Here is a 16,136-nt window from a genome sequence, read left to right on the forward strand (position 1 = left end):
TGCCTATTCCCAAGATGTATTAATGATATAGCCTATAAATGAATGCGTTTATATTGAAAAAGGCCAAATTTCCTTTTGAATTTAGAATGTCCTTTTAGCAGGGTATAAAACAGGTTTCCATTTCACGCCAAATAGTAATCTGACAAAGAATGCTTCCTAATTTCAAAAAAGGATGCTATCCCATGTGATATATGCGGTCTGTTCCGGTGCAGCAGATGACTGATATCGTACATCTGCTGCACCGGTCTACAGTGTATCCGCCAGCCAACCATCGATCTTGCGCTGCTGCTCCACGGGTATCCGCCAACATACCAGTTCCTGCCGGATCTGTGCCAGCGTCACATGTCCACGGCTGTATCCATTCAGCCTGGCAGCCAGCGTGGAGCGGAACAGCTCTTCCCGATCCGGATACAGTTCACCCAGCTGATCCATCAGCTCATGCTGTCTTTGCAAATAATACTTCTGATGCCGCTCTTCAGCCGGATACCATGCATCATAAGACTGAATCTCGGTCAGCCGCCTTTTCTCCGGTACATCTGGAGCGATTGGAGAGGAGGCTGTGGACGATCTGGACGTATGGGCATGATTCCTGTTATTGATGAAAAATGCATTGGTCGAAGCTGCCGACTGCTGCATCTGCTGCATCATATGAAGCTGCTGTTCATTCCGGTAAAACAGCAGTGAACGGTACTGGCGTCCTTTATAATCATTGATCACTGCCGGATTATGATGATTCCAGAACAGCTCCAGCAGCTGCTTCAGCGTAATAATGGACGGGTGATCTCTATTGTCTCCGAATGATCTCCGAGCTGACGGTATACCGGTGACTGTGTTGTGCCGCCTGCATAGCCGGTTCGGGTATGCAGCACACCTGCCAGATGACCGAACAATGCCTCCGGTCCCCAGAAACAGCCCATGCCGAGAGTAAGCGTCTCGGTCTCTACAGCATTTGGTTCCGTCGTCATTTCATGATGCTCTGCATTCTGCTTCTCTGCACGCATATTCATCCCTCCTCTCTACCTATAAACCACTACTACGCCGGATGATCCTCTCTTTCCATAACAACAAGCGCATGTTCGCTTCAAAAGAAACCGACCATGCGCTTATGATGCTTTTATGCTGAATGGTATATCTGATCAGGAAACGGTAATGGTCAGTACTTTATCCTGCGCAGCAGTGACACTGCCGGTATATTCTTCCACACCCTGGAGTGCGTCCTGACCGTCAGGAATAATGACCGGCGTGATAACCGGATAGCCTGCCGCCTGGATCTGGGCAATATCGAACTCCAGCAGCAGCTGGCCTTTTTTGACCTGATCACCTGTCGCTACATGAGCCTGGAAGCCTTCACCTTTGAGCGAAACGGTATCCACACCGACGTGGATCAATATCTGAACACCGGAGCTGTGCTCCAGCATGATCGCGTGTTTGGTCTTGAACATCTGGGCTACATTGGCATCAAATGGAGCGAATACTTTGCCTTCGGTAGGCTCGATAGCGATACCCTGACCCATCATTTTCTGGGCAAAAGCCGGATCCGGTACATTGGACAGATCGACCGCTTTCCCTGTGATGGGTGCAGGAATGTCTATCGTCTGTGTTTTGTTTTTTTTGAAAAATGACAGCATGGTTGTACTACCTCCTTGTTGTGTGCCGGATCATGGGTGAGTGGGATCGCAGAATTTGGCTCAACGAATTGGATACAGTTCTCGCAGCAGTCGAAAATAAACGGACAGTGAAGCTGCTTGTTAATAAGCCAAACTGCGCAGCGGATCGGATTCTCACCATTGTACGGATGCACTGATCCCGGGCTGCCTGAATATCTGTATATAGGACAGGCATGGATATCAATTAATCATATAAGGGCTGCAATCGCTATGTCAAACGAGCGCGTTATAATGCTCTGGAAGAGAACGATGTAATTTGGCGAAGCCGACAGTGAAGAGAGTATGTATATGTATTTTGCAGGTCTGACCTTTTAATTTTTATCATTTATTTTTCATCTCTTATCTTTTAACCAAAATAGCATAAAGCTATTTGTACCAGGGTTCCCTGTTATAATCGCCTCCAATGCTGTGCTGCTTATTTGCACTTTCACGTTATTGTCATTGCTTTTTACGCGTGATCCAGACGCAGTCGGCGCTGTTGCTCCCTTTTCCTGTTCACTCCGCTCTCTCTTTCCCTAAGTTAATTTCATTTTGGTAAAAAGGTGGTATACTGAACAAAGTAGAAAAGGAGACGGTAATGAAGAAACCATATAGATATTCATTCCACATACTGCTGGAGTTATTCCTTGTCTTTTTTAAAATAGGTCCTGCCACCTTTGGCGGCGGCTATGCCATGATTCCGATGATTGAACGCGAGATTGTCCATAAGCGCCGCTGGATCACCGAGCAGGAGCTGGATGATCTGCTATCGCTCGCTGGCTCGGCTCCCGGCGGGGTCGGGGTAAACGCTTCGACCTTTATCGGTTATCGGATGGGACGGGTTCCCGGCGCGATTGCAGCGCTGCTCGGGATTACTTTTCCTACATTTCTGATTGTGTTTGCGATCAGCCTGTTCTATTCCCGGTTCGGAGACGTGCACAAGGTACAGGCCGCTTTCCTCGGAATCAAAGGGGCAGTGATCGGTCTGATCGCTGTGGCCGCTTACCGGATGGGCAAAAATGCACTGTTCGACCGTACAACGATCGCCGTAGCGGCAGGCTCGCTCATCCTGCTGCTGATCACCGGGCTGAACCCGGTTATTCTTATTCTGTGCGGTCTGCTGCTCGGCATCCTGATTATCCGCATTAAAAAGCATTTCGGACTGAATGCCCGAACGGAAAAAGAAAGACCTGCCGATCAGGATCGCCAGGCGCAGATTGAATATTATATTTAAGGAGGTGCTCCGGTGATACTGTGGCAGCTGTTTGTTTCATTTCTCAAAATAGGCTTTGTTTCCTTTGGCGGCGGTTATGCGGTCATCCCGATGATCCAGCATGATTCCGAACGTTACGGCTGGCTGACCCCGGAGCATTTTCAGCAGACCGTATCGCTTGCGGGCATGTCTCCCGGCCCGATCGCGACCAACAGTGCGACACTAATCGGCTATCAGACTGCAGGAATCGGCGGTGCATTCGCTGCAACCGGCGGTATTGTCCTGCCTTCGCTGGTACTCGTCGTGCTGATCGCCAGCTTCTTTTACAAAATCAACAACAGTCCGATGATGAAATCATCTTTTTACGGCCTGCGACCGATCATTACAGGTCTGATCATCTATGCGGCGATTCACTTCGGGTTCGCCAGCGGATGGGCTTCCCTGCTGCAGCCGATGAACTGGATGATTCTGCTGATCGGAGGTTTCGCTTTTATGGCGATTGTCAAATATAAACTTCATCCGCTGCTCGTTATTGCCGGATCAGCTGTGCTGGGAATGGCATTTTTTTAGACTTTGGACTAACCCAAATTCTCTTCCCACAGCAGATCATTATGCCGATCTTCGTACCGGCTCATTGGAATCACAAAGTAAAACTGTGATCCCGTTCCTTCGACAGAATGGACACTGATCTCTCCGCCCATCAGCTCAATTAGATTTTTACAGATGGCCAGACCAAGTCCGGTTCCCTCATACATGCGGCTGATTCTGGAATCAATCTGGTAAAAGGGCTGGAACAGATTCCGCTGGTCCTGCTCATTAATGCCAATCCCCGTATCTTCCACCGTAAAATTGAAATGCCAGATCGGTTCATCTGCCGATGCTGCCGGATCGGGCGCTGCCTGAACGCGAATATGGATGCCCCCTTCAAAAGTAAACTTGATCGCATTGCTGATCAGATTGATCAGCACCTGGCGGATACGCTGTTCGTCACCAAGTACCATATCCGGTATCGCTTCCTCGGAAGCCAAGTGAATATACAGATTTTTCTGTCGTGCCTGTGTGGTGAATAATCCGGCGGTCTCTTCCAGCAGCAGCCGAATACTCAGCGGTTCCTGTACCAGATTCATTTTACCGGCTTCCAGCTTGGAATAATCCAGTACTTCGTTAATGACATGCAGCAGTACAGTCCCGCTATGGTGGATATGACCGACAAATTCCTTTTGCTCCTCATCCAGATCCATCTCCATTAGCACGTCACTCATGCCCAGCACCCCATTCAGCGGGGTGCGCAGTTCATGGCTTATCATTGCCAGAAAGTCGCTTTTTACACGCAGCGCTTCTTCCAGTTCCTGCTTGGTCTGCAGCAGATCGTGCTCGGCCTGCTTACGGCTGGTAATATCTTTGGAGATGGTATAAATATCCTTGATTCCGTCATTCTCCAGCCAGGGAACCATGGTGGTGCTCAACCAGAGTTCCCTGCCATCCTGGTGGCGGATGGTCACTTCAATCGTATGGGAAATACCTTCCAGCGCATCCATGAAACAGCTTCGGACAATATCGATGTATGGCCCCGTAATCATGTCTGCAAAGGAAAGACCTTTCAAATGGCTCGTGGAATAACCGATAATCTTTTCGGCTGCCGGATTTGCACGAAGCAACTCACCACTGCGGCTAAACAGCAGTACCACATCCGGATTATGTTCAAAGATTGAATCATACCGACGCTGGTTGATATGCGCCTGCCGCAGTGCAAAACGTTTGTCGATAATCTGGCTGATCATCAGCAGCAGCAGAATAAGCAGCATGGCTCCACCAATCATGATCGCCAGAGTGATTTCATTGGTTTGATTGGCTGGAATCTCGGCAGGCTTGCCGGGTATGGGATGCATGGTAGGGCTATCATGAACATGCAGAGCCTCCATACCGGTATAATGCATACCTGCAATCGCACTGCCAAGCAGCAATGCCATATATAGCTTGGCTCGACCCGTAATCGCCTTCTGCTGATGACGATGACGTGCCGAAATTTTTAGTGCAGCAAAAGAAGCACCACAGGCGATCAGGACGGACAGGCAGACAATCCACCAGTCATAATGTTGCTGAAGAGGCATCTCCATCGCAGCCATTCCTGTAAAATGCATGGCCACAATCGCAAAGCCCATCCATAACGAGCCCATGAGCAGACTGCTGTTTTTCATAAAGTCGACGCTGATCATCCAAAAGGCAGCCAGCACCGCAACAATGGGCAGGAGCATGGAGATCAGCAACCAAACCGGATTGTAATGTACCTCTGCCGGCAGGTTGTAGGAGAGAATGCCGATAAAATGCATTGACCAGATCCCCAGCCCCATAATGATCGAGCCAAACATAATCCAGACTAACCGTGAACGTCCATGGACTACCAGGACCCTTTCATATATATACAATGCACAATAGGAAGCAAAAAACGAGATAAACAAGGAAAGTAGAACAAGCGGAGTATTATAGGTTCCCTGCAGTTCTGTCATATGCATGTTCCTTCCTGATCGTTGGTAGACAGCATTCCATATTGATATCATGATTTGATTTGTTTCTTATAAGCTTAATTTAACCTAAAAATTGAAATACTCAAGCCATTTGGTACGAATTGTAAAGCGAATGCAAATAAATTTAATATTTTTGCAGATTTTGTACGTTGACCCTATGAAATCAGGTGAAAATTTTTCAGAGCTATGCTATCCTAAAATATTAGAAGAGATCATTGATTTTGTTACGCCTATATGAATTTTGGTGGTATGACACTGGTACTTGTCGGGTGGTGAAATATACACCCATTTTGCTGTGCAAACTTCATGTTCGTCCCGTGCAAATATTTTGATTTCATAATGCGTTGGTTCTGACGCTGAATTATACTGTGTTTCTAACTTTAGGGAGGTTTATTCAAACGCCATGCTCATTATTGGTATTGCCGGTGGTACCGGCTCAGGCAAAACAACCGTCGCCCGCTCCGTCATCGAACGTATGGGAACGAGAAAAGCAGTTACTTTCATCTCTCAGGACAATTATTATAAAGATCACACGCATCTGAATCTGGAAGAGCGGGCGCTGATCAATTATGATCATCCGTTCGCTTTTGATAATGAACTGATGATCCAGCATCTGGGTGAGCTCAAGGAAGGCAAAACGGCCCATGCACCTGTGTATGATTTTACGACACATGCCCGTTTTACCGACAAGACGCTGGAACTTCAGCCCAACAATATTGTGATTATCGAAGGACTGCATGTGCTGTCCGACGAGAAGCTGCGTGAACAGCTGGATATCAAGGTATTCGTCGATACCGATCCGGATGTGCGCATCCTGCGCCGTGTGCTGCGCGATATCGAAGAGCGCGGACGCAGCATCCAGTCGATTCACCAGCAGTACATGACGACGGTGAAGCCGATGCACGAAGCTTTTATTGAACCTTCCAAAAAATACGCCGATCTGATTATTCCCGAAGGCGGACATAACGAAGTCGGTATCCAGCTGCTGTCGATTCTGACCGAGAAGTACCTGAACGGCGACCGCAAATGGGGAACGCTGTAATCAAAGACTGTATATTGAACAGAGCTGCCCGGGCACGAGCCCGGCAGCTTTTTACATAAGGAGAGGAACCTGCAAAATGAACCGTAAAATTGTAGCTGTCGACATGGATGACACGATCTGTCATCTTCTTCCCAGAGCCATTCACTACCACAATGCCCTTTACCCGGATCTGCCGCTCACGATGGAGCAGGTGAACAGCTTTGACCTCAGCCGGATCTGGCATCACGAATGCTCGGAAGAAGTCTTTTTCGGAAGACAGGGATTGTATGAAGAACTGGAGATTTTTGATGAGCATACGGTAGAGGAGATGCGCCGTATTCATGAGCAGCACGATCTGATCGTCGTGACGGCCGCACGTCCTTCTTCGGTACCGGAGAAATGGAGATGGCTGCAGCAGCATCTGCCTTTTATCTCCTATGAGAATTTCTTTGTGGCCAAGCGTAAATATTTGCTGGAATTCGATCTGCTGATCGATGACGGACCGCATAATCTGCTGGCGGCCCGTGAAGCCGGCAAACGCACGATCGGCATCCCGCGTCCGTGGAATCTGGCGCTGCAGCAGGACTTTCTGATGAAGGATTCCTGGAAAGGCATGAGCGAGCTGGTCAATGAAGTACTGATCGAGCAAGCGAAATAAATATTCGGCCGGAACCGCACAGGTCTCCGGCTTCTTTTTTTGCAAAATTTTACAATGGCGTCTGGAATGGATATCCTTAATTCATAACGATATACACGACATCAACAATGAAAGAAGGAACCCTCCATGACTCAACAACCCAAGCAAAATGATCGTACTCCATCTGCAGATCCGGATATTCATAACCAATTGCCCTCTTCAGATGACCATCCCCCCACGAGCAAAATGAGCGAAGTCAAGGGATGGCTGATACGGATGATTGTGGCCGTCTGTCTGATTTCTCTCGTACGGCTCTTCCTGTTTGAACCCTTTGTGGTAAGCGGGCAATCGATGGAACCTAATTTTCATAATGATGAGCGCCTGATCGCAAACAAGCTGCTGTATGATCTGCGTTCGCCTCAGCCGGGTGAAGTGATCGTGCTGAAAGTACCTTCCCAGCACAGAGACTTTATCAAACGTGTGATCGCGGTCGGTGGAGATACGGTCAAAGTGGAAGGTGACAGCCTGATGGTCAACGGAAAGGCGGTTGATGAACCTTATATCCAATCTGCAGTCGCCGCAGCACAGGCACAGGGCAGTCCATACAATATCAATGACTTTCCTACTCCAGCACTGCCGGACGGCAAAGTACCGGAAGGGTACCTGTTTGTAATGGGCGACAACCGCTCTCACAGCCAGGACAGCCGCATGATCGGCTATATTCCGGTGAACGATGTGGTCGGCCGGGCGGAAATGATTTACTGGCCTTTCTCGCATTTTCACTGGATACAAAGCTGATCTTGTATCCGTATATGAGGTTCTCTAATGGCTCGTGTACGAATTTCTTCAATAGTTCTATCCAAGAAGCCGGACTTTTGCGATCTGTTCCGATGAACAAGTGGCAAAGCCCGGCTTTTGTGCTGTATCCCCGGATATATAAGGGCAGTTGGCGGATGCTGCATGCATTTACCGCATCAGTCTGGTATTGGTACAGTGGCGCTTCAGCCAGGCGCTGATGCCCTGCAGACCCGGATAGATGATTCGCTCATTGACGTTCGCCTGATCGAGTTTGTCCCTGACTTCCAGCTTCAATTCCGCCGGGATAATAATCTTCTTGTACAGTCCCGGGTACTGCTGAAGCCAGTCGTCGAGCCCGCGATCACGGTTGCTCATAATCGTGAACATGGCATACTGGTTCACGATGCGCTCATCGATCGATGGAGGATCAAGGCAGATTACAAAGTCATCGTCGCCCTTCAGACTGTCAAAATCCTTCATATCGGTGAACAACTCATCCAGCAGCTCTACGGTGAAAACAAGCAGATCTTCCTCATCCAGACGGTGTCTCAGCTTGGCCGGCAAATGGGAATGCACCTGGTCCGTATCCAGACACCAGACTGCCCCATCCTCGTGATACCGCTTCAGATCGGACGTGGCAAAATGCAGGGCCACATACGGGGAGAACGACCAGTCCAACATCCGTGTCGGCAGCCCGTGATGCTGAGCGACGGCCAGCAGCTCCCAGTCGTTGCGTTCATATTTCAGCGACGCGCGGGCGAACTTTTTGAAATTGCGCAGCAAATGCGACTCCATCCCTGTATTCTCGATCCTCATCAGACTGGTACTCAGATCAAAAGAAGCGCTATCCATGCCCCGGTACGCATAAGGGGAATGGAAGCGGCCATGTTCGGGATGAGGAGGAAAGTTAAACAGTTCTTCATGGAGGTCCAGCCAGCTTTCTGCAATGCTTACTCCATCCTCAATATATTTCAAAGGGAACACCTGCCCATTGTATTTGTATTTGACTCCTATCTTTCATTACACCACTTTTGCCCTTTTTAATGGGTAGTACAGGTATTTTTTACATAATCCTGCTGGATTCGGTAAAATCAATTCCGTCCTGGGATCATCATTTTATTCCGAAAAGGAGAGAATTTACATGCTCCCCAGTATTATGATGACGCTGGTTACTGCTGCATCTGCTGAAAAATATTCAGCATGGTGCTATCGGCAGGCTTCTTTTGCGGCTATAGGCAATTATATTATGTGGATTCGTCGGCTCCGATATCTAGAGCCTTACCGGAGACTCTGGACTGTCCGTCGATATCCTCGGTATCCTGCAGTGCAGGATCAGGAGACCCGTTGTCTACCGCCGGTGATGCAGGCTGGATATGGTAATCATCAGCCATTTCATTCAGGAACTGCGGATTGGCCCAAAGGGAATGAAGATCATTGCCGCTGCCCGTGCGGTACGCCTGCAGTCCGCTGTATTCCCTGCCTTTCCAGACCCAGGTGGAGCCAGAACTGCCGTCCTGTGAGAAATACAGGTTATGGTCTACAATATTACCGGAATTGCGGGTGTATTCGTTGTAGATCAACACCCCGGAAGTGCTGGCGACCATTATATTATTGCGAATTACATTGCTTCGGGTATCATACTGAAGCAGCAGCTGTCCATTGCCTGCTCCCAGTGTATCATTGTGATACAGCGTATTATTCACGATCCGGGAATCTGTCGTGGAGCCCCGCTCCTCATCGTAACCGCCCATGGCGATGCCCGTCTGCCGGTTGTTGTAAATGACATTGCTGCGCACCGTAATATGGCTCGTGCTCCGGCCTGCATGCTCGGAAGCAATCTCGATGCCGATATCGTTATCATAGGTATGATTCTGCTCGATAATGCTGTCTCTGCCCCCATCGACATAGATACCGCCCGCCGAGTTGCTATGATTTGGCAGCTTGGGCCCATAGGAAGGATTATGGTTGGACGAAATATGATAGATCCGGTTACCGCGGACAATGCCGCTGCGTGCCTGATCATACCGCACATCCGGAGATGTTCCTTCGAATCCGATCAGGTCAATCCCAATATTGTCGCTGTTGTAAATCCGGTTATTCGCTACCCGAAATCCGTCCACATTACCATTAATGACCAGCGACTCGCTGCTGCCGAGTACCAGATGATGCAGCTCATTGCCGTCGATCGTGATCTGCTTCAGCGCAGCAGGTGCCCGGTCGCCATATACCGCGATCCCGTGCGCATCCCGCCCTGTAAGATCCGGACCGGTCGGGACAGCCGTATTGACGATATAGTGTACATGATTGCCGGTCAGCTGAATCTGCTGTCCGCTGCCATGCACATAGATGCCGACCGGCACCGCACTGCGGGAATGGGTCTTGTAATTGCGCACTTCCAGACCCTGGATACGGATATAACTGGCGTTAGCGATATCGATCAGTCCCTGCAGCCCGCTCACCTTTACCCCGGTGCCATCCAGCACTGCCTGTTCTCCCGGATAACTGGCATATGTAATATAGCCTGCCGCAGCTGAGCCGGAGTGGCGAATATCCACCCGCTCCTTGTACACGCCGCCGCGAATATAAATCATACTGCCCGGACCCGCCTGATCGGCAGCATGCTGTATCGTCTTCCACGGCGCATTCATACTACCCGGTTGGGTGTCCCTGCCTCCGGGCGCGACATAGTATACAGTTCCCTGGCTGTCCTCTGCAGCTGCCGCCTCTATGTCTGCCGAATCTTGCGAAGAGGAACAGGCTGTCATTCCGGCTCCAAGGAGAAGGACGATGAGCAAACGGGCTGCCTTACTGGAATACCGAATCATAAGCCGCACCCTCTCTTTTTACAAATATTTACTTTTTATCCAGGTTCCATATACAATGAAGTATATAATGCACTCGCAGTGCAGCGAACGATACAAAATAATCAGCGATACATAATTGCCCTGTACTCTGTTCTAACCCACAATCAGGAGGAATGCTTGCTGCACAGCTTTATTTTGCCTTGAGTACATAAGGATAACGCGCCAATAGAGCGTATATAATCAGCGTCGGAATAATGACCAATAACAGCTTGGGAGCACTCAGAACCAGCATTACCCACACAATAGCTATAACCATAGTAAGAATACCGGTCACATGTCGCTTGGACCAGCGGTACATCACATGCCCCAATATCGCTACGAGCAGCGCCATGATGAGAATAATGCCTGACAGATAAACGATGCCCATTGGGAAGCTCCTCCTTCAACTCGGAATATCCCCAGTATAGCATTCCACTTTACAATTTGTGGAATTTGCGGGTGTATCCATAGACACGACAATATAAAAAATGCCAAAGTTCACGTTATAGATACGTCACTTTGGCATTTCATATTATGATCCAGAAGCTGTTTTTGTACAGAAATAGTATCCTTTTAAAAATGAATTGCAATAAATCTGACCCTAAAGGAATCCATTAAATAATCCGATGCTGCAGCCACTTCTTCCCATGGAATCGCCTCAGGAAAATAAGCCCGCGCACCGCCCATTCACAGTCCATCGCGATCCATACCCCGAGTACACCCCAGCCGAGCGTAACGCCCAGCACATACCCGAGCACGACCCGGAACAGCCACATCGACAGCATTGACACCATCGAGGTAAACTTGGCATCCCCGGCCGCCCGCAGTGCCGATGGTGTAATAAATCCGATCGCCCACAGCGGAATCTGAGCCAGCGTATTAATGAGCAGCACCCAGAAGATCTCATCGACAATCTCTGCCGGCGGATCAAACAGCGAGATCAGCGGATAGAACAGCGGCATAATAATCAGCCCCATCAATACAAAGGACATCGACGCCAGCACCAGGAACGACTTGGTGAACTTGCGGGCTTCGTCGATATTGCCGCTGCCGATACACATACCAACTACCGTAATAATCGTCAACGACAGTGCATTGGCCGGAATCTGCATCGCTCCTGCCAGCGCGGAACAGATCGCATTGACGGCAATCGCATAGGTGCCCATGCCGACGATAAAGATCTGGGTCAATATTTTCCCGCCGTTAAAGAACATCTGCTCGGTCGCAAACGGAAATCCGATAAACAGGATCTTTTTGAACATCTCCCATTTGACCTCGAACAGCTCACGCACCCGTACTTTCAGGTTCACGTCCATTTTGAACAAATAATACAGCGCACACGCGGCGCCGCCATACCGGGCAATATTGACTGACAGGGTCATTCCGAGCACACCCATATCCAGTCCATTGATAAACACAAAATTCAGCAGCACATACAGCAGGTTCATAATCAGCGATAACACCAGTGAAGCCCTCGTACTGCCCACTCCGCGCAGCGCTCCGCAGACCGCTTCCACAATCGCAATTCCGACAAAGGAAATACAGCTCCCGATCAGGTATGTACGTGCATGATCCATAACTTCCGCTTCGGCCGAGCCAAACAGCAGACTGAGCAGCGGCCCGTGAAAGGCAATCCCGATGATCGCCACAGCGAGTGCCAGCACCGAGACTGACGATACCGCACCTGCACTCGCCTGCGATACTTTGAGTTCATTGCCGTTGCCCCTGTACTGGGCGACGACGACCGTACCGCCTGTCGCTACCGCGATAAATACACTTAACAGGAAAATATTCAGCGAATCCACCATATTGACTGCACTGACCGCAGCTACACCTGCTGAGCTGATCATAGCCGTGTTGATCAGATTCAGCCCCATCACAAACGCTTGATCGATCAGAATCGGAATAAACAGCGCGATCATCTGGCGGTAATTCATTGTTGCTCCGGAAAAATGCTTTTCCAGCAGCCGTTGTGCCCAACTTGCCCGTATACTCTCTTCCATTTGTATTCACTTCTTTTTTTAGAATGACTTCCATTTAACTATAGTCTATAGTGCTGTTCCAGCGATTGTATTGTCAACCCATATCTGACAATTAGGAGCCCAATTCAAAGAAAGCTGTCAGCTGGTCAGGCTGTTTTTGCACGCCTGCAGCTGCTCAAACCATCCATCGTTCATCTCCGTCTTGAGCATGGCAAAGATCCGGTTGGCCTCCAGATGAATCAAAGGCTGCTGATCGTCATACAGCCAGCTGCTGAGACAGAATCTATTCCGGATTCATGGAATTCGACAAATTGGATTCTCCCAGTACGCCTATCAGGCAAAGCGCAGCGTATATGATGCAGCTGCGCATCTATTTCTTGTTCCTCATTTGAAAGGACGTGTTCACATTCTGATCTACCTTATATATCGTTGTCTGTTGTATTTAATCATAGTTCCGGCAGAGAAATAAAGAAGTGCACTCATCGAAGGGTACAAACTGAAGGAAACGGGTGTGTATGTAGCGGTGTGTTTATTGCTGTGAAGGAACATGGGGAGTGATACATTTACTATTTTTGAAAACAAAAAACTCATGAATCTCTACAAGAGAAATTCATGAGTCTATTTGTTAATGCTTAGGAATGCGGTCGAGAGGACTCGAACCTCCACGGGGGTAAGCCCACACGGACCTGAACCGTGCGCGTCTGCCAATTCCGCCACGACCGCAAATTAGTTAGTGAGCTGCATTACGCAATCACAAGGAATAATATATCATGCTTTTTCCAAAAGCACAAGCTTTTTCGCAAATTATTTTCAACCCCTTATTATTCATCAAAAAGTGGAAATAATCGGATGATATTCTGCCAATCGGGTAATAAATCTTAGCTCTATCCTACAATCCTGTACATCCGAAGAGGAGGTAAGACCATGGCTAACACAAGAGGCGAGAATCCGGAACGCGATCAGTATTTTGAGGATCGGGCAGGTACCGATCAAGCACGCTATCATGCTGTGCCGCATGACAACGGCTGGGCAGTCAAAGAAGAAGGTGTTGACGAACCGGTCCTGACGACCGATTCACAGTCCGAGGCGGTCGATGAAGCCAAGCGCCGTGCGGAAGAAGCCGGTACGATGGCCATCATTCATAACGAGCATGGACGCATTGAGGATCAGATCAACTACCAGGAGAACAAATAATTTGCAGATTATCACACGCCTATAGCCCGGCAGGCTTCCTCCAGAGGAAACCCGTACCGGGCTATTTTTAATACAGGCTGTAGACCTGATAGTAAAACTCATTCCAGACCCGCGTCTCGCCTGCCTGTACATAGTCCAGCCGGATCGTTACATGACCTTTGCCTGCCGTATAGGCAGCCGGAATCTCGTATTCATCCTCCAGCCAGCGTTTGTACGGATTGCGGTCGGCGGTATACCAGCTGCGCTCCTGCACGAGGATACCATCGACATGGACAGTGGCCTTTTGCTGGCCGGTCATCTGATCGGAGCGGCGCCGCAGTCGAACGCCCCGATTATCCGGACGGATCGATACCGTAAATTCGCTCCATCCCTCCGTCTCATGGCCGGTATCCGTGATCAGCACATCATCCTGGTCGCCTTCATAACAGGAGGTCAACGTATAATACCCGCGGCTGCCTGATGTCCGGTACTGGTGTATGCCTTCCGAAGCCTTGCAGCCGATATCCAGCTCATCCGTCAGCTCCATACCCGGTTCATCCAGCCCGTAATAAAGCAGTATGCCCGAATGACGCAAATACTGATTGTTATACTCTCCCGCCTCTATGCCAAACACCAGCTGCTGCTGAAAAGGATACACATCTCCGCTGCACAGCCGCACCATCGACCAGGGACTATCCGGCAGGCCATCATAACCGCTGGACGGATTCATCTCTGGCGGCGTCGGGAAGCCCCAGCCATAGTTGACCCAACTCTCCGATCCGTCACTCTCCACCTGCGGAGTTGCCCTGTCGTCGATATGGACGCGGACATCGCCTTCACAGCTGATCTGCCCGCTCTCCCTGCTAAATGCCGTTACCTGCCCTGCAACAAGATGTCCACGTCCCCTGATCTGCCCGATAATGCTGTCGGTTCCATGACTCGCTTGGGATGGATAATAATCGGATGAGCGAAAATAACCCGTCCGGCCCTGTGGATACAGTGCCTGAGGCCCTGCATGGTAGCGAATCTGCCAGCTGCCCAGCTCCACTGCCGCCGTTCCCCGGTTCACCAGTTCAATACGAGCACTTTGCCAGTACGGCATTGGGAAATACTGATACCACTGCCCATCCGCCGCCTGACCGTGGGACAGCAGACCAATCCGATTGTACCCCAGCTCATTACCGAAAAAGGCACCCAGCGGGCATTCCACATCCGCCTGCTCATGATTATCCCAGGTCATGCAGATCCATACCTGCATCAGCTCCGGCCTGGGGAAATCATTGATCGGCTCTGCCGGCTCCGATTCCCATTGTGCCAGAATGGCGGTAATGCAGCCGGCATCATGCTCATCCAGCAGTACCCTGCGCTCGCCTGCAGCCAGTGTCAGCTGCTCAACCGCTACCTCTCTCGCATCCCTGCCAGCGGGTTTGGGATCTTCGCCGGGATGGCCCCACATTTCCAGCAGACCGTTCAGGTCTTCCTGTCCGGTAAAGGTTACGATACCATCGGCTTCCCGGTAGGAGTGGTAGATCACATGCCCCCAGCCTCCGTCGCCTTTGGCCGCTCCTTTCAGCCGGATATCCGATGTGATCCGGCAGGAACGTTCATATTCCATCGGGACCCAGCTGCGCACGACCCGGATCGGCCCTCGCCCATTATCATCCGGTCCCATATAGGCATCAGCCAGTGGTGCGGTAAAAGGAGCTTTGTGACCAAACTCTGAATGCCGGATACGGAACCTCGGCTCGGCTTCTCCATCAAAATAAAACGAAAACGTCGGCTCCTCACTCTCGGGATACCGATGCTGTACAAAGTTATAAATACAGCCGGGACCATCTACATCGAAGATCACCCATTCCGATCCTTCCCGGTACAACCACCAGTCCCAGTCCTCATTGCCTCCCTGCTTGTCTATGCTGCCTTCATAGTGAACCTGCACGCCTTCACGCAGCAGCGGCAGCAGCTCGAATCGCTCCATTGCCTTCAGACCTTTGGGTACGTTATGTTCCGATTCCCTGTTTGATTTCATTTGCTTCTCCTGTTCTCCGTATATATGAACGGATAATAATGGATGGGACAATCGTATCTCATTGGTTGATTGGCATTCTTACATTTGGGTGGCATTACTGCAATCCATACTTTCCTCTACTCATTATAGAAGGTACGCTCTTCCCCCGGAATTGAACAATTTTCAGATGAGTTGAACATTTTGGTTTTTCGATTTACTTTTCGCATGCAAAAAGGCAACGATCCGGTTACAGATCGTTGCCTCTTTATTCCTATCGTTCACTATGCAGA

13 protein-coding genes, 1 tRNA gene and 1 pseudogene are annotated in these 16,136 nt (G+C 49.7%); 6 read left to right on the top strand and 9 right to left on the bottom strand.

Annotation, left to right across the window (positions count from 1 at the left end; all coding sequences use genetic code 11):
* Nucleotides 1-246 precede the first annotated feature (246 nt).
* Both M1D61_RS20995 and M1D61_RS21000 read right to left on the bottom strand, forming a co-directional pair.
* Nucleotides 247-1,007, bottom strand: a pseudogene (locus tag M1D61_RS20995) (peptide-methionine (S)-S-oxide reductase).
* A gap of 129 nt (nucleotides 1,008-1,136) precedes the next feature.
* The gene (locus M1D61_RS21000; protein WP_458120480.1) at nucleotides 1,137-1,628 is read right to left on the bottom strand and encodes a PTS sugar transporter subunit IIA; all 492 of its coding nucleotides are present in this window, start codon (nucleotides 1,626-1,628) and stop codon (nucleotides 1,137-1,139) included.
* A 616-nt stretch (nucleotides 1,629-2,244) separates the two neighbouring features.
* Between M1D61_RS21000 and M1D61_RS21005 the strand changes: the two genes are divergently transcribed.
* Both M1D61_RS21005 and M1D61_RS21010 read left to right on the top strand, forming a co-directional pair.
* A complete protein-coding gene (locus tag M1D61_RS21005; RefSeq protein WP_458120481.1) occupies nucleotides 2,245-2,880 on the top strand; it encodes a chromate transporter in 636 nt (211 codons plus the stop codon).
* Nucleotides 2,881-2,892: 12 nt separating this feature from the next.
* Nucleotides 2,893-3,429, top strand: coding sequence for a chromate transporter (locus M1D61_RS21010; RefSeq protein ID WP_458120482.1), 537 nt, complete (start codon nucleotides 2,893-2,895; stop codon nucleotides 3,427-3,429).
* An 8-nt stretch (nucleotides 3,430-3,437) separates the two neighbouring features.
* Here M1D61_RS21010 and M1D61_RS21015 read toward each other — a convergent pair whose 3' ends face one another.
* Nucleotides 3,438-5,366, bottom strand: coding sequence for an MHYT domain-containing protein (locus tag M1D61_RS21015; protein WP_458120483.1), 1,929 nt, complete (start codon nucleotides 5,364-5,366; stop codon nucleotides 3,438-3,440).
* Between the two features lie 421 nt (nucleotides 5,367-5,787).
* On the opposite strand from M1D61_RS21015, the gene udk reads away from it, so the two are divergent.
* The 3 genes from udk to lepB all read left to right on the top strand — a co-directional run bounded on the left by udk (nucleotide 5,788) and on the right by lepB (nucleotide 7,840).
* On the top strand, nucleotides 5,788-6,426 hold the full coding sequence (udk, locus tag M1D61_RS21020) for a uridine kinase (protein ID WP_046216224.1): 639 nt from the start codon (nucleotides 5,788-5,790) through the stop codon (nucleotides 6,424-6,426).
* Nucleotides 6,427-6,502: 76 nt separating this feature from the next.
* Nucleotides 6,503-7,063 carry a 5' nucleotidase, NT5C type gene (locus M1D61_RS21025; protein WP_458120484.1) on the top strand — a complete coding sequence of 187 codons (561 nt, stop codon included), beginning with the start codon at nucleotides 6,503-6,505 and terminating at the stop codon, nucleotides 7,061-7,063.
* A 126-nt stretch (nucleotides 7,064-7,189) separates the two neighbouring features.
* A complete protein-coding gene (lepB, locus tag M1D61_RS21030; RefSeq protein WP_458120485.1) occupies nucleotides 7,190-7,840 on the top strand; it encodes a signal peptidase I in 651 nt (216 codons plus the stop codon).
* Nucleotides 7,841-8,008: 168 nt separating this feature from the next.
* Here lepB and M1D61_RS21035 read toward each other — a convergent pair whose 3' ends face one another.
* The 5 genes from M1D61_RS21035 to M1D61_RS21055 all read right to left on the bottom strand — a co-directional run bounded on the left by M1D61_RS21035 (nucleotide 8,009) and on the right by M1D61_RS21055 (nucleotide 13,388).
* Nucleotides 8,009-8,815 (bottom strand): FRG domain-containing protein, encoded by an 807-nt coding sequence (locus tag M1D61_RS21035; protein ID WP_458120486.1) that lies wholly within the window; start codon nucleotides 8,813-8,815, stop codon nucleotides 8,009-8,011.
* A gap of 269 nt (nucleotides 8,816-9,084) precedes the next feature.
* Nucleotides 9,085-10,665 (bottom strand): right-handed parallel beta-helix repeat-containing protein, encoded by a 1,581-nt coding sequence (locus tag M1D61_RS21040; RefSeq protein WP_458120487.1) that lies wholly within the window; start codon nucleotides 10,663-10,665, stop codon nucleotides 9,085-9,087.
* 169 nt (nucleotides 10,666-10,834) lie between these two features.
* Complete coding sequence (locus M1D61_RS21045) at nucleotides 10,835-11,071, bottom strand: hypothetical protein (RefSeq protein WP_458120488.1); 237 nt, start codon at nucleotides 11,069-11,071, stop codon at nucleotides 10,835-10,837.
* Nucleotides 11,072-11,297: 226 nt separating this feature from the next.
* Nucleotides 11,298-12,686 (bottom strand): MATE family efflux transporter, encoded by a 1,389-nt coding sequence (locus M1D61_RS21050; RefSeq protein WP_458120489.1) that lies wholly within the window; start codon nucleotides 12,684-12,686, stop codon nucleotides 11,298-11,300.
* 618 nt (nucleotides 12,687-13,304) lie between these two features.
* Nucleotides 13,305-13,388, bottom strand: a tRNA-Leu gene (locus tag M1D61_RS21055).
* 201 nt (nucleotides 13,389-13,589) lie between these two features.
* On the opposite strand from M1D61_RS21055, the gene M1D61_RS21060 reads away from it, so the two are divergent.
* Nucleotides 13,590-13,859, top strand: a complete 270-nt coding sequence (locus tag M1D61_RS21060; RefSeq protein WP_458120490.1) for a DUF2188 domain-containing protein — start codon at nucleotides 13,590-13,592, stop codon at nucleotides 13,857-13,859.
* A gap of 67 nt (nucleotides 13,860-13,926) precedes the next feature.
* Here M1D61_RS21060 and M1D61_RS21065 read toward each other — a convergent pair whose 3' ends face one another.
* Nucleotides 13,927-15,867, bottom strand: coding sequence for a DUF2961 domain-containing protein (locus M1D61_RS21065; protein WP_458120491.1), 1,941 nt, complete (start codon nucleotides 15,865-15,867; stop codon nucleotides 13,927-13,929).
* Nucleotides 15,868-16,136 lie beyond the last annotated feature (269 nt).

The sequence above is a fragment of the Paenibacillus sp. Z6-24 genome, assembly GCF_054161335.1.